This window comes from Ammoniphilus soli (genome assembly GCF_040813775.1).
Genome location: NZ_JBEGDL010000035.1, coordinates 1 through 19840 on the forward strand (window position 1 = coordinate 1; position 19840 = coordinate 19840).

Below are 19840 nucleotides of genomic sequence, written 5' to 3' on the forward strand. Positions count from 1 at the left end.
GCCTGGAATCCCAATGGTTTCAGGCTTATTTGAAGTGCATGGTGTCAAACTCGAGATTGAAAAGTCACAGGTTTGTGAACAGAAAGGAAAAAACCTATCCAACACCATTAATTGGATAGGTTTTTTCTTTTTTTTACTCCTGATTTAAATGGAAACTCACGAATTTCTGGAAATACTCCCGAAGTTCTTTGTTTTTGTCACGATTGAGGGCATCGAATTCACAAACTTATACTCATTGCAGAATTAGGTGGCAAGATTACGAAAGTGCCTTGTCCCCAATCGGAGTGGCTTCGCTTCTAAACTAATGCTTTCTAATAACAGACTTTTCTCCTGAATGAAAAATGCTTGGCAATCATTTGCCAAGCATACATTAAAGATTTGATCAAAATCACTTTATCTCTTGCCCAAAACCACCTTCAAATAAAGATTCTTCCAGAGGACGGCGTGGAGATGGCTGTTCTCTTTGCTGTAAATGATCAGGCAAGGCGTTCTTTTCGCCTTGGTAGCCAATGGCGATCAGGGCTTCTATCGCATAATCTTCCGGTACATTCAAAGCCTCACGTGCCTTATCGAAGTCAAACCCGGTCATGGGGTGGGTGATAAGACCTTTTTTAACAGCTTCCAAAGCAAGATATCCCCAAGCCGAACCCGTATCGAAAGAGTGGGAACGATTGGGACCATTATCGCTGGCTACTTTTGAAATGATAAGAGCTAGAACAGGAGCTTTTTCGCACCATGTACGGTTAAATTCGCCAATGAATGGGTAGAATTTTTCGCGGTCTTCCTTGGTGCGGGCTAGAATGAATCTCCATGGCTGAAGGTTGAAAGCGGATGGCGCCCAACGCGCGGCCTCAAAAAGACTGAGCAGGACATCCTGAGGAACTTCCTTTTCCAGAAAAGAACGAGGAGACCAACGATTTAAAAACACAGGATCGATTTCGTATGTAGGTTGACGAAACTTTTCAACAACTGAATTTAAATTACTCATTTTGTGTACTCCTTTTAGAATGTATTATGGTTTCAGATATGCCACAATTCATTATAACCCAATACGCTAACTCTTTTAAAGTAACTTTTGTATTGGACTTAAATTACTTATCCGATCAAACCATCTCGTCAGAGTCATGGGTAGAAGTAAGTAGATCATTAAACGAATTTTACATATAGTGAAAAATGTGGCTGTTCTCAAAAAGTCGGTTCTACTGACTTTTAGAAGCAGCCGCGTTTTTTTGCCCCTGTTCTTTCTTAATCCACGGAATGAGGAGTAATGCAGCGAAATGAGACCGGTGATGATAAAACGATCGATGTATTCACATTGCCGTACGGCAGCAACCGATCGATCAGCTGACTGAGGTGCTCCATGCCAGTTACAGCAGCCTTGAGCAAATAACTGACACCACCAGTTAATCGATGGCATTCGATAATATCAGGGTCTTCCTGGATGGATTTTTCAAAATCAGAATAGGAATGAATCCGCAGCTCGCTTAGCTGAATAAATACAAGGACATTGCGCCCTATAGCTTTCGGGGAGACTCTGGCAGAAAAGCCTTCAATGATGCCTTTCTCCTCTAATCGGTTTAGCCGTTCCGAAATGCTTGGGCGGCTAAGGGACAATTTCTTGGATAACTCACTAATGGCAACACGTCCGTCAAGTTGGAGAAGCTCGAGCAGGCGGACATCGATTTGATCCATAGAAACACCTCTTTTCAAGCGAAAAAATAACCCATGAATGGCACTATTTAAGTCCTATTCTACATTAATCCTTTTATGTTTTCAAAATGAAGAAAAAACTCCTGTTAATTATGCAAATTGTAAAGGAAAGAGCTTCCATTTTGTTCATTTTAATATGTTCCCCCCGTATGGTTTTAGATTATCATTTAAACATAATCGAAATAGTTTAAATACTTATAAGAGAGAACCTTTGTATATCTATTTAAATAATAATCCGAATACATAAAGGAGTTGCTGATATGGTATTAAAGCTCGAGAATTACAAGAACGCGTTCGATAAGACCCAGGATGCGGAGATGTACCGGGTGCTTACGGAGAATGGAGAGCTTCTTGAGTCCATTGAAGGAAAGATCGATGAATTCCTCCTGCAGCAAATGTATGAAAAAATGCTTCTTGTCAGGTTGTTTGACCGGAAATCCGTAAACCTGCAGCGACAAGGAAGAATGGGAACTTACGCTCCTTATGAAGGTCAAGAAGCCTCTCAAGTGGGAAGCGCTTTGGCTCTTTCGCCCCGCGACTGGATGTTTCCCACTTACCGTGACCATGCGGCAGCCATCGTTCATGGGCAGGATTTGTTCCGCGTGTTCTTATACTGGATGGGCCATGTGGAAGGTTCGATCTGCCCTGAAGGCAAGCGCATCATGCCGCCTTGCGTTCCCATCGCGACTCAAATGGTGCATGCCGTCGGCACGGCTTGGGCAAGCAAGCTGAAGGGAGAAAAGGATGCAAGTATTGCTTATTTCGGGGACGGAGCGACTTCCGAAGGAGATTTTCATGAGGCGCTCAATTTTGCCGGTGTATACAAGACCCCGACGATCTTTTTCTGCCAAAACAATGGGTATGCGATCAGCGTTCCTTTTGAAAAGCAGTCCGCTTCCAGGACGATTGCCCAACGGGCTGCAGCTTACGATATCCATGGGGTACGGATCGACGGAAATGATATCTTAGCGGTATATTTGACGGTCAAAGAAGCGATAGAGCGAGGGCTCCGAGGCGATGGCCCGACGTTGATTGAAGCGATGACCTTCCGATACGGGGCTCATACCACGGCGGATGATCCCAAGAAATACAGGAACCAGGAAGCGCTTTCGCAAGAATGGCGAGAAAAGCGCGATCCTCTTGCACGCCTTCAAAAGCTGTTAATCCAGAAGGGGGTCTGGAGCGAAAAGCAGGAAGAGCAGTGGCTGAAGCAAATGAATGAGCAAATCGACGCCCATTTGGAAAGAGCAGAACGTTATCCTAAAGCGAACCCGCTCGATATGTTTAACCATGTCTACGCGGAAACGCCATGGAACATTAAAGAACAGCAAGAAGAATTACGACCATTCCTAAAGAAGGACGTGAAGTAGCCATGAGCAGAAAACTAACCATGATTCAAGCGATTACCGAGGCCATGGATCAAAAGCTGGCCCAAGATCCTCGCGTCATGCTGTTGGGTGAGGATATCGGGACCAATGGGGGAGTTTTCCGGGCAACGGAAGGCTTAATCGAAAAATACGGATCTGATCGGGTCGTGGATACCCCCCTGGCAGAAGCCGGAATCATCGGGTCAGCCATTGGCTTAGCCCTGAATGAGATGATCCCAGTGGTTGAAATCCAGTTTCTCGCTTTTATCTATCCAGGATTTGAGCAAATCGTATCTCATGCTTCCCGCATGAGATACCGCACGCGCGGGCAGTTTGAAGTGCCGCTCGTCATCCGTACGCCTTATGGAGCCGGGATTCGAGGACCTGAGCTGCATTCGGAAAGCGTGGAAACCTTTTTTGCCCACACCCCAGGTCTACGGGTGGTAGCGCCAAGCAATCCCTATGACGCAAAAGGGCTGCTGATTTCTGCGATTGAAGACCGGGATCCCGTCCTTTTCCTGGAACCGACTAAGCTCTACCGCGCATTTAAAGAAGAGGTTCCGGAAGAAATGTATCGTGTGCCCCTCGGCCAGGCGAAGGTCGTTCAGGAAGGAACCGACCTCACTATTTTCGCTTGGGGCGCTATGCTAAGGGAAGCCCTAAATGCAGCGAAACGAATTGAAAAAGAAAAGGGATGGCAGTGTGAAGTCGTTGATCTTCGTACCCTTTATCCGCTCGATAGGGACACCATCGTTCAGTCCGTTAAAAAGACTGGCCGCGCTCTCGTGGTCCATGAAGCACACAAGACAGCGGGCTTAGGGGCAGAAATCGTTTCATTGATTAACGATGAAGCCCTCGTGTACTTAAAAGCGCCGGTAAAGAGAGTGACCGGCTTTGATATTCCGGTTCCGCAGTTTTCCGTTGAAGATGATTACCTGCCAACGGTGGAACGCGTCAAACAAGGAATCATGGAAACGGTTTTATTCTAATAAATCTTAGATAAAAAGGAGGGAGAAGCATGGTGGAATTTAAGCTTCCTGATGTAGGGGAAGGCATGCATGAAGGAGAGATTACCAAATGGTTGGTCAAAGAAGGGGATTTCGTAAAACAAGACCAGCCGGTTGTTGAAGTGCAGACGGATAAAGTGAACGCCGAACTGACTTCGCCGATGACAGGAATCATTGCCAAGATCTTCTTTGCGGAAGGGGATACGGTGGAAGTCGGAACCACCCTATTCTTGATCCAAGGGGAAAACGAAGCGGCTGCAACGGCTGCACCAATCATGGAACCGCAAAAAGAAATCGCATCTCAGCAAGCTTCTCTTTCAGGGCCGGTTCGGGCGCTGGCTACGCCTTATGTACGTCAAATGGCTAGAGAGATGGCAATTGATCTAGAAGATGTAACCGGGACAGGACCTGCAGGAAGGGTGACCGAATCGGATCTGATCCAGTATTCAGAAGGGAAGCAGGTTCAGGTCCCTATGGTTCAAGAACAGACAGGACCTGTGAAGTCGGATACGCAACCGGCGAAAATGTCCAATGTTGAGTCTCCAAAGGAATTGGAAGAGAGAATTCCGTTGAAGGGCATTCGGAAGAAAATTGCCGAACATATGATGAAATCGGTCTCCATCATCCCTCATGTGACCCATGTGGATGAATTAGAGATGGATGCAATGAAAGAAATGAGAGAACAATTAAAGGCCTATGCTGATCAAAAGAATATCAAGCTGACGTATCTGCCATTCTTCATCAAAGCCATCGTTATCGCTCTAAAAGAATTTAAAACCCTCAATGCGTCTATTGATGATAAAACAAATGAAATCGTATTAAAGAACTATTACCATATCGGGATTGCCACGGATACGAAGGATGGTCTCATTGTTCCGGTTATCAAGAACGCGGATCAGAAAACGATCCTGGAGCTCGCTGCCGAAATCAGCCAATTGGCTGCCCAGGCTAGGGAAGGGAAATTGACCTTAGACCAGATTACCGGCAGTACGTTTACTATCAGTAACGTGGGCCCGATTGGCGGGTTGCATGCGACCCCGATCATTAACCATCCGGAAGTTGCGATTTTAGCCTTGCATAAGATGGAACCGCGCATGGTTGTCCGCGATTGGGAAGGGGTCATTCGCCTCATGATGAATATGTCTCTAAGCTTCGATCACCGTTTGATCGATGGCGTGACGGCCGTCCGATTTACGAACCGGATGAAGGAGTTACTGGAAAATCCAAATCTTTTATTCGTGGAGATGAGATAGATGGTAGTAGGAGAAGTTGCAGTAGAAACGGATGTTGTGGTGATCGGAGGAGGCCCAGGAGGATACGCGGCGGCGATTCGCCTGGGACAATTGGGAAAGTCCGTTGTTCTGATTGAAAAGGATAGGCTAGGCGGGGTTTGCCTCAACCGGGGATGCATCCCTTCCAAGGCTTTGATTCATACGGCGGAGCAATATCATGGGTTAGCCCATTTCAAGAAAATGGGCATCCATCTCCCGGAGGAACAGGTTACCTTTGACCTGAGTACTTGGCAGGGGTGGAAAGAGGGCATTACCTCCCAGCTGAATCAAGGCATTGCCCATTTGTGCAAAGAAAACGGAGTGACGGTGGTCAAAGGGCAGGCTACCTTTTTATCCGATGACCGCATCGGGGTCGAAACGGGTGGCGATTTTGAAACCTATAAGTTTGAAGAAGCGATCATCGCGACCGGATCCCGGCCGTTTATTCCTTCGTTTTTGACGGTGGATGGGGAATATATTCTGGATTCTACGTCAGCCCTTCAACTGAAAGAAGTTCCTGAAACGCTGTCGGTCATTGGCGGAGGCTATATTGGTATCGAAATGGGAATGGCCTATGCGAAGTTAGGGGCGAAGGTCACGATTATTGAAATGGCGGATCGCATTTTGCCTCAGGTGGCCGGCCATTTAGTCCGGGAGGTGACTCGAAAAGGGAAAAAGCTGGGCCTAACTATCAAGACATCGACACGTGTAGACGAGGCCGTCATCGAAGGAGGGAAAGTATCCCTACATCTCTCTACAGAAAAGCTAGGATCCGAAACCATCGTGAGCGACAAGGTATTGGTTACCATCGGCAGGGTACCAAATACGCAGGGAATTGGATTAGATCAAGCAGGCGTCGCGACAGATGAACGAGGCTATATTTTAGTAGATGGCAAATGTCGTACCAATGTACAGCATATCTTTGCCATCGGAGATATTACACCGGGGCCGGCTCTTGCTCATCGAGCTTCCAAACAAGGGGTCGTAGCCGCCGAAGTCATTGGCGGTTTGCCTAGTGCCATTGATTCTCCAAACGTTCCTTACGTTATCTTTTCTGATCCCCAAATCGCAGGGGTTGGATGCACGCGAGAGGAAGCGGAACAACTGGGACATCAAGTGAAAGTTGGAACCTTCCCTTTCCGCGCCAACGGACGGGCGCTGGCTGCCAATGAAACGGACGGATTTGCCGAAGTAATTGTGGATGCCCAAAGCCATGTCCTGCTGGGCATGCATGTGGTGGGTGCTGACGCATCGAACCTCATTGGAGAAGGAGTATTAGCGCTTGAGATGGCCGCTCGTGTGGAGGATATTGCCCTAACCATGCATCCGCATCCGACGTTAACAGAAGGCTGGCTGGAAGCCGCGGAGGCCGCACTGGGTCACGCGATTCATATTGTGAATAAATGAGATCTGGATAAGCAGTGTAGCAAGGTTATGTTCGGGATCTCCATGGATGCCGTACCAAAGACTGCTTAGACTTGCTTTTCGGTATATGATACAAGAAAAGTTGCCTCAGATAGCTGAGGCAACTTTTTTTCATGTGTCTTTTCATCATTTTTAAAAAAATTTACAGTTCAGCGAGTCCTTTGAAGAGCTCGACCGCGGTTTCGATGATTTCATCCCGGAAGTCATACTCAAAGGTGTGGACATGAGGATAATCTTCACCGTTTCCAATGTAGCAAATCCCACCCTTTGTTTGCTTCAAGTAGTGGCCGAAGTCTTCGGAGCCGCGGAATGCTTCCGTCATTTCCACTAGCTGAATCCCTTGTGCCTGGCAAACCTGACGGATCTTGTCGGAGCTTTCCTTGTGGTTTACAGTTTCCGGGAAGGCATCATTGTAGGAGAAGCTTACCTTCAGGCCGTACCTTTCGGCTTGAGCCTGAGCAAGCTCTTCCAGGTTTTTCTGAAGCTTGTCCATTTCCGCTTCATACAGGGCACGGATCGTCAAGAGCAAGTCGCCCTTGCTCGCCGATAAGCCGAAGGCTCTCTCGCCGATGTCTACCTGCACAACGGTGCAAAGTACCATCCCCTTATTATTCTTTGGCGAGGTGAACTCGGGAATGGCGTCGATCACCTTTGCAATAGCGAAAGCAGGGTTTGCTCCATTCTCCGGTTGGCTGGCATGAGCAGGGGAGCCTTCCATGCGAATAGTCATGCCCTTGGATGCACAATTAACGGTTCCATCGATTACATTGACGGACTTGAAAGCCATGCCGCTCATGTTATGATAGGCGAAAATTTCCTCGATGTTATTTTCCTCGATAAAAGTAACGCACTGAGCTGCGCCGTCTCCCGTTTCCTCCGCATGCTGGAAGAGGAAAAAGATGTTTTTATCGGCACCCTTTTGGTCAACTTCCAGCGCAAACCCGGCAAGGCATGCAGCGTGACCATCATGTCCGCATTTGTGGGAGACTCCGGGGAACTGGGAAGCGTGCGGGATGTCGAGCTTTTCCTCCATGGGAATGGCGTCAAAATCCGCACGGAACGCTATGTTCTTTTTGTCTTCACCCGTGCGGTATATCGCATAGAACCAAAGCCCGTTATCTACGATTTCCAAGCTTGTATGGGCTTTAAGAAAACCTATTAAATGCTGCTTTGTCCAAGCCTCCTGATTCGAGAGTTCAGGATGCTGATGCAATTCATGCCGCAGCCGTTTGGTTAGTTCCAGATTTTTCTTTTCCACTATATCTATCTCCTTAAGCATTTTCCCCAAAATACATTTCCAAGGTCTGTTAGTTGCTGGAATGATCGTTCAACCAGCTTATTGCACTATGCACAACCACGGCTACGCCATATGGAATAACTCCTTCATCCAGGACGATATTCGGATTGTGCAAAGGATAATTATTTTCTCCTAACCCGTTAGCTCCTGCCCACATAAACATGGTTGGTACAAGCTGGCTGATATAGGAGAAATCCTCTGTGCCGGATAAAGGCTCCTTGTCGATATGCAAATTATTTTCACCGACAACTTCTTTCACATAAGGAGCCATTTGCTCACACAATTCCTCATTATTGTAAAGAGATGGGGTTGAGATGGTTTCAAGCTCATACGTTCCGCGCATCATTTTTACTGTCGCATCGATGATTTCTTGGACTCTTTTGAATAAATGCTCCCTTACTTCAGGTTTGAAGGATCGTAAGATAGCATCCAGATGCGCCGTATCAGGAATGATATTGGCTACCGTGCCTCCTCCCATCCGGCCAACAACGAGAACAGCTCTTTCTTGCGGATCGATTTCTTTCGCCACTAAGGTATTGATTTGATTGTATACAGCATTAACAATCATCAATGGATCGATGGCTTTATGAGGTTCGGAACTATGTCCGCCCTTTCCTTGTACTTTCAGGAAAAATCCATCCAATGATGAGGCAGCAATACCCGGTTTATAACCGAATTTACCCACTTCTAAATCTGGGCTGACATGCAGAGCAAGGGCTGCATCCACTTTCGGATTTTCCATTAAACCATGAGCCACCATGTCCTTGGCTCCTGCGCCAATTTCCTCGGCTGGCTGGAACATAATTTTTACCGTTCCTTTAATCTCGCTTTCTTTTGCCTTTAATAGCTTTGCCGCACCCAGCATAAATGTGGTATGGATATCATGCCCGCAAGTATGCGCATATCCATTCGTAGATTTAAAAGGCAAATCGGTGTTTTCTGCCATCGGCAAAGCATCCATGTCGCCTCTTAATAAAATCGTTTTTCCTTTTCCGTTGCCAAGGGTTACCACCAGTCCGGCTTTTCCCACTTTTTTAGGCTCAAGCCCCATGCTTTTCAATGTTTCTTCAACGTAGGCAACTGTATTTGGCAATTCAAACCCGATTTCGGGATTTTGATGAAGATGTCTGCGGTGTTTGACTAGTTCCTCTTTCAGATCCTCTGCAAGCGATAAAGTATTATTGTTCATTACTGAAGTATTTTCCATGATCATGATCCTTTCCACTCTTTTAGAATTTCCTATTTTACACCGCTTCTTTTTGGGGGAAATCCTGGTTTAAGCCGAATTTCGGTTTAGTTTTAATAGCAAGTAAAAACAAGCCAAATTCTACAATAGCAAGAACCATTAAAGTATTGATAAGTAATCCATATGAATGGTTAATATTATAAATTAATCCTGTGACTATTGGGGTTATTGCTGCACCTAAGGAATTAAATAAAGATATTGTCCCATATTTTGCACTAAATTCTTTCTCGCCATAAAGTACACCCGTAAGATAGGCTGGTGTTACTGAAACAGCCGTTGCGCCCAATGCTGAAAATACGGTAAAAAGTATGCCGGGTATTAATAAGTTTCCTTTCATTAAAAACACAAAGCTTACTAAACTCCCTGCGCATATAATAAACAAAGCTGTGACTAATCCTAACCTGTCAAATAATCTTCCTACTAATAGTTTCCCAACTATGACCGCGGCTGAAGCTAAGGATAATAGAAATGCAGCGGTTTGGGCAGGAGTACCTAGATCAGTTAAATAGGGGACCAAATTTATAATCATGCTGTTAACCACAATACCTGCTATTACGATGGCCAAGCAAAGAGCCCAAAAGGATGCGGACTTGAATGCCTGTTTCTGGGTAACTCCCATTACTGCTTTCTTTTCTATACCATTAGTGGCTGGTGCTTCTCCCAGTGGAAGTAGCCCCTTGTCAGCAGGACTTAATTTTATAACAAATACTGCTAGCGGAACGAGTAATACCAAGATGAGAATCCCGATAGTCAAGTAGGCTGTTCTCCATCCGTACGCAGATATGAGCCAGGTAACAATCGGACTAAGGATCGCACCGCCGAAACCGGTTCCGGATAAAGCAATACCTAAACATAACCCGCGTTTTTCGTTAAACCAATTCGTTATAAGAACGGATACAGGAATCATTGCGGCTCCTGCCAGTGCAGCCCCCATGGGTACTGCAAAGATATAAAAGTGGAAGAGTTTCGTCGCGAATGAAAACCCTATATAGGAAATAGCCCCCAGTACGGTAAAGAAAGCCAAGTATACCCTTATATCTAATTTTTTCATTAGTCCCCCTGCAATGGGGGCTGTAAACATGGAAACTAAAGCCATAATGGAAAAATACGTCGTGAATTCGGACCTTCCAATTCCAAGTTCTTCTGTAACAGGTACCGTAAAAAGTGAAATTAAGTTCGCAATCGGAGCATAAAGAAAGGTCATAATCATGAAGCTTGCTGCGAGTATCCACCAGCCGTAGAAAATCTTTCCCTTTTTATTCATACACACCAGCCTTTTTTTAAAAATGTAATTCAGTACAGTAATCCAATCACTCCTTTTCTGAACGTAATCATATAGGCTACATTCTGCTTAACAAATGAACAACATTTTCTTCGCATACAAACAATGTGTAAAGTATGCTTTATCTAATTGATATGTAATATGCAACTTTTATGCCAAATAAATAAATTACCTTATATTTCAGTGTGGATTTTTAGTTGAAACGAACTTGAAAAGCCTATCATATCAATATAAGATCAATGTAGACCAACGAACCTACTTGGATAGATTGATAACGTATGATGACAAAAAAACACGTAATCTGTAAAAAACTTTACCCACTTCGTAAAAATATTTTTACGATTATGGGTGTTGGCCCAGTTTAAAATGAAACAGTATATGGTTGATTTCGCATTTTGATTTTCATATAATCATGGTGACAGAAACTGAATAATTATTAAAAAACGATTGACTATCATAGCTATTCGATGTATTATAAATATATAAATTTAATAATTCCTCTAAAGGGGAGTAGCTGGTACAGCAAAGTCGTCATTTCGGGGTTAGCCCTCGGCTTTGTTGGCAACATAGTGTTGTTAGCGAGACCTTTACCATACGGATTGGTAAAGGTTATTTATATTTAATGACCTTTACCTCATCCAGGTAAAGGTCATTTTTATTTTAATGAAAGTTGGTGAACTGAAATTTAAGAAATTCTAGATTAGCTTTAGATTCAACATGGAACTAAATCAAAGGGGAGTAGCACTACAATAAAGTCGTCATTTCGGGTTTTGCCCCGGCTTTATTGGCAACCGATAAGTGTTGTTAGCGAGACCTTTGCCAGTGAGGTAAGGCCTTTAATGGCCTAAACCTATGATGGCAAAGGTCTTTTTTTAAAAAAATCAAAAAGAAGGAGTAGAGAAACGAATGGAACTGTCTTTATTGCTTGAATACGGGTGGGTGTTATTAGTTCTCATTGCATTAGAAGGGCTTTTGGCTGCGGATAACGCATTGGTTTTGGCGATCATGGTGAAGCATCTTCCCGAAGAACAAAGGAAAAGGGCTTTATTCTACGGTTTGGCAGGGGCTTTCGTATTTCGTTTCGCCTCGTTGTTTGTCATTTCGTTCCTTGTCGACGTATGGCAGGTACAGGCGATTGGGGCCGTTTACCTCTTGTTCATTGCGTTCAATCATATTTTTAGGAAGTTAGTTGTTAAAAAAGCAGAAAATGAAGCGGAGAAAACAGAAAATATAAAAGGGTCTGGATTCTGGATGACTGTTTTCAAGGTAGAATTGGCTGATATCGCATTTGCGGTCGATTCCATTCTAGCCGCTGTAGCCTTGGCTGTTGCACTTCCCGAGTCTAATTTGCCTCACATAGGGGGAATGGATGGAGGACAGTTTTTAGTTATCTTTATGGGCGGATTTATCGGATTAATCATCATGCGTTTTGCGGCTAATTTATTTGTGCAGCTCTTGAATCGCAAACCGGGCCTAGAGATTGCCGCCTTCGTAATCGTTGGCTGGGTTGGAGTGAAACTGGCAGCCTACACCCTTTCTCACGAAGCCGTTGCCATTTTACCGGCAGGGTTTACCAGTATGCCGGCATGGAAATTTACATTTTACGGCGTGTTGGTTCTGATCGCTTTAGGTGGATGGTTTTTATCCAAAGATGAACGCGAAGCGGTTGAAGATCAAAGCAAGGCTGTTTAAGGAAGTTAGGATTAATCGGGCATGGGTTAACCCATGCTTATTTTTACTTGCTTACCAGTTCTTTCGCCACCAATTCTAATGCGATAGTCTCTCTCTCGATTGAAAAGCCCATCGAGTCCTCTTTTTTAGCCATCACCTCTCGGTTATGCCTAATCGCTTCATGGATATCGATCCAGAGCGGAGCCGTCCCATTTTCGATCTCATAGTCTTCAAGTTGAACCTCATGAAGTTCCTCGTCGATCGTACACACATAGAAATACGAAATCATGTGTATGAGATCGTATCCGGACTTATAATGCGGTCTGTATTCGTCAATCATTCCAAACTCACTTATGACCTGAATGTTTTTAGCCCCTGTTTCTTCGGCAACTTCCCTTTTTAGTCCGGTAAGCAGATCTTCACCAGGATCAACTCCTCCGCCTGGAAAACTGTAATCATTGTATCTTTTCGTATATAAAAGAAGGATATCCGCCCCCCTCAAGATGATCCCTCGAGCCGCAATCCTTTTAAAGGTGTTCCCATCCAGACTAGTTACATCTTTATGAACTAATTTTTTTATTAGTCTCAAGGTCGCCCCTACTTTCATTTGTTGATGAATAAAGTAACCGTTTAACTTAGAATTAGTTTTACAGATATAGGAAATCATGATAATAACCTTTATCCTTAAACCTTGATAACCTAAAATAAAACTCTAACCGAAATTATAGGAAATAGAGGATGAGATTGTAAAAAGCATTTAACTTCAGTATAATCGATAATAACTAAGCCTAACGGAGATGTAAAACATATTTAAGCTGTTTTTAATCGAACGAACCTAATCCTATGAGTGGCCAAGTCATGGGCAGTACCTGTCCCATGACTTATTTTCTTTTTTTGTTGTTTGGTACCCTCCAGTTAGAAATATGATTGAGAATAGAATGAGGTGATTTAATTGGCCCAATCATTAGTATCCATATTCGCTCTCGGTGGCTTGGGTGAAATTGGGAAGAACATGTATGTGATTCAATATAAAGACGAAATTGTTGTTGTGGATTGCGGAGGGAAATTCCCGGAAGAAGATATGCCTGGAATCGATTTATTAATTCCGGATGTCTCTTATCTAATCAAAAATCAAGAAAAGATCAAAGGGATTTTTCTTACTCATGGTCACGAGGATCATATAGGGGCCTTGCCTTATGTATTAAAAGACGTAAAAGTGCCCGTTTACGGAGCTCCATTAACGATAGGATTAGTAGAAGCCAAGCTAAAAGAGCATCGTCTTTTGCGTGATACAGAGCTTCATGTGGTCGACCCAAATCATGTCCTGCAATTTGAGGAGATATCAATTTCTTTCTTTAGAACGAATCATACGATCCCGGATTCCATGGGAATTACGGTACATACCCCACAGGGAGCCATCGTCCATACGGGAGATTTTAAATTTGATTTCACTCCAGTAGGAAAACCATCTGACTTTTCCAGAATGGCCGATCTAGGAAAGGGTCAAAAGGTTCTAGCTCTGCTGTCAGACAGCACGAACAGCGAAAGAGCGGGAGCAACTCCATCTGAAAAGGTCGTAGGTGAAGCCATCGATCATTTGTTTCATCAGGCAGAGGGGCGAATCCTTTTTTCAACCTTCGCTTCCAATGTCTATCGGTTAAAGCAGGTGGTTGATGCTGCCGATCGGTATGGGAGAAAAATAGCCATTATTGGCCGCAGTATGGAAAAAGTATTTGATATCGCTCAGCAACTCGGTTATATCAAAATGCCAAAGAATATGCTGATTGAGCTCAAGGAAATTGACCGGTATAAAGCGCAGCAAATTGTGATCCTGTGTACAGGGAGCCAAGGGGAACCTATGGCAGCCCTAACCCGGATCGCACAGGGATCTCATCGACAGGTTAAGATTATTCCTGGAGATACTGTGGTGTTTTCTTCTTCTCCTATACCAGGTAATGATATTGCCATTAATCGTTCCATTGACCTGCTTTTCCGTGCAGGCGCTGAAGTCATATATGGCAATCAGTTTGAAATTCATGCTTCAGGCCATGGCAGCCAGGAAGACTTGAAATTGATGCTGAACTTAATTCGCCCGAAATATTTTATTCCTATTCATGGTGAATACCGCATGTTGATCCAGCATGGCAAACTGGCTCAAGAAGTGGGGATTCCTTCATCCAATATTTTCATTCTAGAGAATGGAGATGTCTTTCATTATTTCGAAGACAGTGACTCCCCTAAAGTAAGTATTGCAAAAAACAAGGAAAAATCTAATCCTAACATGCCCGTTGGAACCATTTTGGTTGACGGCTCCGGTGTAGGGGATATCGGGAATATCGTTCTCCGCGATCGAAAGCGTCTTGCACAAGATGGTGTGATGATTATCGTCCTGACCGTGGATATGAAAAACCAAAAGCTCATGTCCGGGCCGGACTTAATTACGCGAGGTTTTGTTTATGCCCGTGAATCCGAGGAGATGTTGAGGGAAGCTAGTCAGCTTGCGAAGATGACCATTCTTCAGCTGCTTGAAAAGGGAATTACTTCTTGGGCAGAGTGGAAAACTCAGATTTCGGGTACGCTTATTCCCTACTTTACGTCCAAAACAGGGCGGAGTCCGATGATGATACCCATTATAATGGAAGCAGATCAGGAAGAGTTCACTTAGATGAACTCTTTTTTTGTCCCTAAATTGGGACTAAACTTGTCCTGCAGAGACATAAAATGCAGTCTTTTCATCTTCTCTTAACGGTATTAAAATAAATATATAACATACCGATACTTAATTGTGACATACTAATTAATAACAAACCAAAGGAGATGAAGAGAATGACCATTTTAGTGTGCCAAGAATGTGAACAAACGATCGATTTCATCAAGGATGAAAAAGTGAGTACATTATACGGAAAGTGCTCTTGCTGCCAAGATGAAAAGTAATACAACAGAATAAGAACGACTAGCGAACTTTTGAGCGCTAGTCGTTTTTTGCATTTTATGCAGAAATAGTTCCGATATTGAATCAAGATCAGAGCATTTCCTCGAGAAATTATGCTTACAAAATTAGCCCATTATGTAAAAATTTTCATGTAATTAATGGTATAATTAGCACTAACTATTTTTGCAAGGAGAAAATCAATGTACATTCTTGTGCGAATTTGGTCTCAAATCATTCGAATGGGCTTTGGAACGGTGTTGGCACTATGCTTAATCCTTATCTTGATAAGTGCCTTGATCATCCAACAGATTGAGCCAGAAACGTTTCCGACTTACTTTGAAGCGATCTGGTGGGTGATGACCACGGTCGTGACGGTCGGGTATGGCGACGTATCACCGCAAAGCTCACTAGGGAAAGCCTTCACCATGATCTTCCTTTATATATTTGGAATTGGTTTAGTCGGTTTACTCATTGGAAAAACGATCGATTCTTTAAGCACCTACCAAAGGTTGAAGGAGGCTGGGAAGTTGAAATACAGCGGCAAAAACCATTATATATTGACTGGCAATATTACCAAAGTAAAGAATACGATAAAGGAAATCAAGGAAGTTCAGAAGGATGCGGCCTTTGTCTTTATTGGATCGGAGGAGCGCAGCCCCATTCAAGAAGAGAATGTCCATTATGTTCAAGGCGACCCCTCAGACGAGGAGACCTTATTAAAAGCCAACATACTTCAATCGAAGAATGTCTGTATTTTTTCAGACGATCATGTAGTTGATTCTGTGTTTGCTGACGGGAAAACCTTGTTGATCGCTTCATCGGTTGAGTCTCTTGCCAAGGATCATCAGACAGAAATTTATTCCATCGTTGAAATAATGAAAGAAAACCATATTTCAAAGTTTAAGTACGCAAATGTGGATGAATTTATTCTCTCTAATGAGGCTGTATCCAGACTAGTAGCCCAAGCATCCATTCACCATGGTTCCAGCGAATTGTTTCGTCAGTTAACCAGCAAAAAACATGGGGATAACATATACGAAATTGCCGCCCAACCCCAATGGCATACCTATAAAGATGCTTTCCTTGATCTCTTGGATCATGGCGCGACTCTGATTGCGGATGGAAACCAATTGGACATCAATCGCCGTCTCCATGACCCCATTCCGGTACACGCCAAATTGTTTATTGTGTGCGATGAGGAAACCTATAACAAACTCAGCCATCTCCCTTAGGAAGATGGCTCTTTGGCATTCCTAATCATCCATTTCCTCATAATGTTCATTCAAGTATTTATTTTCACCTGGAGAGAAATTAACTGACTGCAAACTTAATTCAGGATCCATTCCATAATACCCTCTTAAATCATCGGCGAGATCTTCACCTACCTGAAAGTACGGCTCTTTCTCTTCGCTCACATAAACACCGCCTGTTCTATTGTTCTTTAAATGCTTCCTTATCAGCCAGCATTGGGGTTGTTTGCTCAATGTGGAGGTCGGTCGCTTCTGCGTTATGTTCTGCGTTATTCATTGCTGACTGTCGGGACTGAATAGCCTCTTGTGGTTGTCGTTGATTTGTCTGGTTCTTAGTCATTTGTAACACCTCCTTTATAGGGTGTTCTGTCACGAAGTTTTTATGTAGGGCAAGGTCGAGTAGCCTTATACCATTGCAAGCAAAAAATGAATATGATCATCAGATCGATGGCATCCCCGCCATAATACATAAGCATCGCTGCTGATTCCGCCTGTGATTGCAAGATGTTGCCGGGAGGGTGGGCATAAATAAACTTGGCTAAGATTCCATGGGCTGCTAAAGCAATCAGTAACACTAAAGCACGATAAATAAAACTAAACCTATGTGGCACCAGATCACTATAAATTATGGAAACAGTGAACAGAAAACCAGCCAGAAAAACATGGATGTGCATAAAAAGATGCAGCCAAGCGTTTTGCTGCATGGCTGTATATAAATCCGTTGTATAAAGAATCCATAGCCCTCCAACATTCATAAGGGAGGCAACCATGGGATTACTCAGAATACGAAGCGGCCTGGTTTTCAGGACATGGGTTAGACGGCGTGCCACATTTACCGGAAGGGATCGCAGGAAAAGAGTCATAGGTGCAGCTAACGCCATAAGGAGGGGAGCAAGCATTCCCAAAAGCAAATGCCCTAGCATATGCGCTGGGAAGTTTGTATGTGCATCATTCGCTACAGGGCCGACAATGGCAGCCGATGCACAGAGCACTCCGAGCACCCAGCACACGCTACGGTATAATGGCCATTTTCTGTGATTGCAACTAGATCTAATAGCAGCAAGGAGATAAATTATGGACACCAGGATAAAGACTAACGTCAATATCAATTCAGAGGAGGTTCCCCCATGAGGGAGATGATTATGATTCATTGGGGGCATTCCCTCCCCGCAGGTGCGAACCAGGCTTGGTTCGATCAATGAGGAACATCCCCAATAACAACATCGCTGCAGCTATGATAATCCAAGTTAAATCATAGGGTAGAATTTCTACATTATACCTAATCTGATGGATTCGCATCAGCTTATGTTGGATCGTTCCGTCGTAGAGCTGGAACACCCCTCCGCCGAGCAGCACGCCTCCCCACCACCTCGTTAGCCATAGCGCATTTCGACGACGTAGGTCTGCAAACAAAAACAACGATCCGATCGTTGCAAACCAACTGAAGGCATGAAACAGACCGTCGGAGACGAGTCCGATGTTGGTCGTGGATTTATCATAAAAATGATGCCAGTGAAGTAATTGATGAAAAACGGTTTCATCAATAAAGGCTACGAGACCTATGCCAAACAAAAAGCCCGACCAAACATTGCGCTTGGAATAGGCCTGCCGCGCCGCATGATGGGAATGATCTTGAGCTGACACCTGGATCTTCCTTTCTATCCGCTATATTTATGTGCTTATAGCCCAGTTTTCCCTATCCAAATATGGTACAAACTAGATATAGGGGAAAAATCGAGACTCGACGAATTGCTTCGAAGAGAGTAATCTTCATAAGAGATGATAGTACATTACGGGAGAAAATCCGCTTAGACAATAGACAGAATAGGAGCGTGAAAATAACAAATATGGAGCAGGGGAGTTTCAAGAAGTTAGCCGATTATGACAATATATTAATAACCGATGAACAGGGAAAAATCATTTTCTACGATTTGGCCGATTTGAACGTTCTTAAAGTGTTAGGCTATAGACCAGAAGAATTCATGGGAAAACACATCACTTCTTTCTATGAAAATCTTTCGGATGAAACCAGCACGATCATGCATGTGTTGAAATCGGGGAAGGCCGTCTGCAATGTTAAACAAGAATTGATGACCAAACGCGGAAATCCCTTTGTCACCATTAATTCCACGTATCCGATTGTAGAAAACAACAAAATTATTGGGGCAATTGAATTTTCCAAGCATCTTTTTTCTACAGATCAAATTCAATCCTTAGATAAATTTGCGAGTCATAAAGTATACCGAAAAAACAATACCATTTATACCATTGACGATATCATTTCCATCAACCCAGCGATGGAAAAAATAAAAAAGAAGATAGAAAAAATTTCAAAAACAAGCTCTACGGTGTTGATCTATGGCAGAACAGGTACGGGCAAAGAAGTGATTGCACAAGCGATACATAATCTAAGCGATCGGTATGAAAAACCATTCATTTCATTAAATTGTGGCGCTGTTCCGCCAACCTTGCTGGAGAGCACTTTGTTTGGAACGACGAAAGGGAGCTTTACCGGTTCGGAGGATATGCCAGGTTTATTTGAACAAGCGGAGGGAGGAACCCTGTTTCTAGATGAAATCAATTCGTTGGATATTAATCTTCAAGTCAAGCTGCTGAAAGCCATTGAGGAGAAAAACATACGAAGAATCGGCGGCAAGAAAAATATTAGTGTGAATATTAGGGTCATCTCCGCAACCAATGAAGATCCTGAGATTTTGCTAGAGGAAAGAAGATTGCGTGAAGATTTGTTCTATCGATTAGGGATTGTACAAATTGATCTCCCTAATTTGACGGAGAGAAAAGAAGACATTGAAGTGTTGGTGAAACACTTTATCGACTTTTATAACAGCAATATGAACATATATATCGAAGGCATTCAACCTGAAGTTCTAGCATGCTTTAAATGGTATGACTGGCCAGGGAATATCAGGGAGCTCAAGAATGCAATCGAAACCGCCTATAATCATGCTTCTTCGGCTTTCATCACCCTAGAGGACATCCCTCGCCGAATCAGCAAATATAATGGCCGCATTAAGAGTGCGCTTACCGATATTACGGGTCGCACTTTAAAAGATGCAGTGGAGGAGTATGAAAAGGAGATCATTGTACGTGAACTCAAAAACTCCAACGGGGTTATCGCGGAGACTGGAAGAAGATTGGGTCTTTCTAAACAATCATTAAAGTATAAAATGGACAAGTATGGTTTAAGGTAAAGATTTTTTGACGAGAGAGGGTGTAAATTTTCCCCCTCTTTTTTTATTCCGTTCTTTTCAGCACGAATAGATAAAGGTTTGATCAATAGGAAGCGTTGGCATAAAAGTTGCTTTAAGAATGGCAAGAGTATCAACTTTAAAAATTAATTGAAAAATAAAAGGGGGATTTA

The 19840-nt window shown here is 43.6% G+C and carries 19 protein-coding genes; 9 read left to right on the forward strand and 10 right to left on the reverse strand.

All coding sequences use genetic code 11. The features are described from left to right. Positions 1 to 388 precede the first annotated feature (388 nt). Both ABLT31_RS31860 and ABLT31_RS31865 read right to left on the reverse strand, forming a co-directional pair. Positions 389 to 988 (reverse strand): nitroreductase family protein, encoded by a 600-nt coding sequence (locus tag ABLT31_RS31860; protein ID WP_367759315.1) that lies wholly within the window; start codon positions 986 to 988, stop codon positions 389 to 391. A gap of 257 nt (positions 989 to 1245) precedes the next feature. Then, positions 1246 to 1692: an Lrp/AsnC family transcriptional regulator gene (locus ABLT31_RS31865; RefSeq protein WP_367759317.1), complete on the reverse strand. Its 447-nt coding sequence runs from the start codon at positions 1690 to 1692 to the stop codon at positions 1246 to 1248. Positions 1693 to 1970: 278 nt separating this feature from the next. Between ABLT31_RS31865 and pdhA the strand changes: the two genes are divergently transcribed. The 4 genes from pdhA to lpdA are packed head-to-tail and all read left to right on the forward strand — an operon-like array spanning position 1971 to position 6762. Continuing rightward, on the forward strand, positions 1971 to 3080 hold the full coding sequence (gene pdhA, locus ABLT31_RS31870) for a pyruvate dehydrogenase (acetyl-transferring) E1 component subunit alpha (protein ID WP_367759319.1): 1110 nt from the start codon (positions 1971 to 1973) through the stop codon (positions 3078 to 3080). Positions 3081 to 3082: 2 nt separating this feature from the next. Continuing rightward, complete coding sequence (locus ABLT31_RS31875; RefSeq protein WP_367759320.1) at positions 3083 to 4066, forward strand: alpha-ketoacid dehydrogenase subunit beta; 984 nt, start codon at positions 3083 to 3085, stop codon at positions 4064 to 4066. A 29-nt stretch (positions 4067 to 4095) separates the two neighbouring features. Further along, positions 4096 to 5337 carry a dihydrolipoamide acetyltransferase family protein gene (locus ABLT31_RS31880; RefSeq protein ID WP_367759322.1) on the forward strand — a complete coding sequence of 414 codons (1242 nt, stop codon included), beginning with the start codon at positions 4096 to 4098 and terminating at the stop codon, positions 5335 to 5337. Continuing rightward, positions 5338 to 6762: a dihydrolipoyl dehydrogenase gene (gene lpdA, locus ABLT31_RS31885; protein ID WP_367759324.1), complete on the forward strand. Its 1425-nt coding sequence runs from the start codon at positions 5338 to 5340 to the stop codon at positions 6760 to 6762. It abuts the gene before it with no gap. Between the two features lie 160 nt (positions 6763 to 6922). Here lpdA and ABLT31_RS31890 read toward each other — a convergent pair whose 3' ends face one another. From ABLT31_RS31890 to ABLT31_RS31900, 3 genes are read right to left on the reverse strand one after another with little or no spacing between them, the layout of a single operon-like run. Beyond that, positions 6923 to 8038, reverse strand: coding sequence for a M20 metallopeptidase family protein (locus ABLT31_RS31890; protein ID WP_367759326.1), 1116 nt, complete (start codon positions 8036 to 8038; stop codon positions 6923 to 6925). A 49-nt stretch (positions 8039 to 8087) separates the two neighbouring features. Further along, positions 8088 to 9266, reverse strand: coding sequence for a M20 metallopeptidase family protein (locus ABLT31_RS31895; protein ID WP_367759328.1), 1179 nt, complete (start codon positions 9264 to 9266; stop codon positions 8088 to 8090). A 55-nt stretch (positions 9267 to 9321) separates the two neighbouring features. Continuing rightward, positions 9322 to 10587, reverse strand: a complete 1266-nt coding sequence (locus tag ABLT31_RS31900) for an MFS transporter (RefSeq protein WP_367759330.1) — start codon at positions 10585 to 10587, stop codon at positions 9322 to 9324. 924 nt (positions 10588 to 11511) lie between these two features. Here ABLT31_RS31900 and ABLT31_RS31905 point away from each other — a divergent pair. After that, a complete protein-coding gene (locus ABLT31_RS31905; RefSeq protein WP_367759331.1) occupies positions 11512 to 12297 on the forward strand; it encodes a TerC family protein in 786 nt (261 codons plus the stop codon). 43 nt (positions 12298 to 12340) lie between these two features. Here the strand turns inward: ABLT31_RS31905 and ABLT31_RS31910 are convergent, their stop codons facing one another. Next, entirely contained in the window at positions 12341 to 12865 is a 525-nt protein-coding gene (locus ABLT31_RS31910) for an NUDIX hydrolase (RefSeq protein ID WP_367759333.1), read from the reverse strand. Positions 12866 to 13228: 363 nt separating this feature from the next. Between ABLT31_RS31910 and rnjA the strand changes: the two genes are divergently transcribed. The 3 genes from rnjA (at position 13229) to ABLT31_RS31925 (ending at position 16440) form a co-directional block, all read left to right on the forward strand. Then, positions 13229 to 14941, forward strand: coding sequence for a ribonuclease J1 (gene rnjA / locus ABLT31_RS31915; protein WP_367759335.1), 1713 nt, complete (start codon positions 13229 to 13231; stop codon positions 14939 to 14941). A 161-nt stretch (positions 14942 to 15102) separates the two neighbouring features. Beyond that, positions 15103 to 15210 (forward strand): GapA-binding peptide SR1P, encoded by a 108-nt coding sequence (locus ABLT31_RS31920; RefSeq protein ID WP_367759337.1) that lies wholly within the window; start codon positions 15103 to 15105, stop codon positions 15208 to 15210. Between the two features lie 177 nt (positions 15211 to 15387). After that, positions 15388 to 16440 (forward strand): potassium channel family protein, encoded by a 1053-nt coding sequence (locus tag ABLT31_RS31925; protein ID WP_367759409.1) that lies wholly within the window; start codon positions 15388 to 15390, stop codon positions 16438 to 16440. Positions 16441 to 16461: 21 nt separating this feature from the next. On the opposite strand, the gene ABLT31_RS31930 is transcribed toward ABLT31_RS31925, so the two are convergent. From ABLT31_RS31930 to ABLT31_RS31945, 4 genes are read right to left on the reverse strand one after another with little or no spacing between them, the layout of a single operon-like run. Then, on the reverse strand, positions 16462 to 16623 hold the full coding sequence (locus ABLT31_RS31930) for a hypothetical protein (RefSeq protein ID WP_367759339.1): 162 nt from the start codon (positions 16621 to 16623) through the stop codon (positions 16462 to 16464). 16 nt (positions 16624 to 16639) lie between these two features. Continuing rightward, a complete protein-coding gene (locus tag ABLT31_RS31935) occupies positions 16640 to 16798 on the reverse strand; it encodes a hypothetical protein (RefSeq protein WP_367759341.1) in 159 nt (52 codons plus the stop codon). A 40-nt stretch (positions 16799 to 16838) separates the two neighbouring features. Continuing rightward, positions 16839 to 17609: a cytochrome c oxidase assembly protein gene (locus tag ABLT31_RS31940; protein ID WP_367759343.1), complete on the reverse strand. Its 771-nt coding sequence runs from the start codon at positions 17607 to 17609 to the stop codon at positions 16839 to 16841. After that, entirely contained in the window at positions 17599 to 18102 is a 504-nt protein-coding gene (locus ABLT31_RS31945) for a DUF2243 domain-containing protein (protein ID WP_367759345.1), read from the reverse strand. The genes ABLT31_RS31940 and ABLT31_RS31945 overlap by 11 nt, the downstream gene beginning before the upstream one ends. A gap of 188 nt (positions 18103 to 18290) precedes the next feature. Here ABLT31_RS31945 and ABLT31_RS31950 point away from each other — a divergent pair, with 188 nt between their 5' ends. Beyond that, the gene (locus ABLT31_RS31950; RefSeq protein ID WP_367759347.1) at positions 18291 to 19670 is read left to right on the forward strand and encodes a sigma-54 interaction domain-containing protein; all 1380 of its coding nucleotides are present in this window, start codon (positions 18291 to 18293) and stop codon (positions 19668 to 19670) included. The last annotated feature ends 170 nt before the right edge of the window (positions 19671 to 19840 follow it).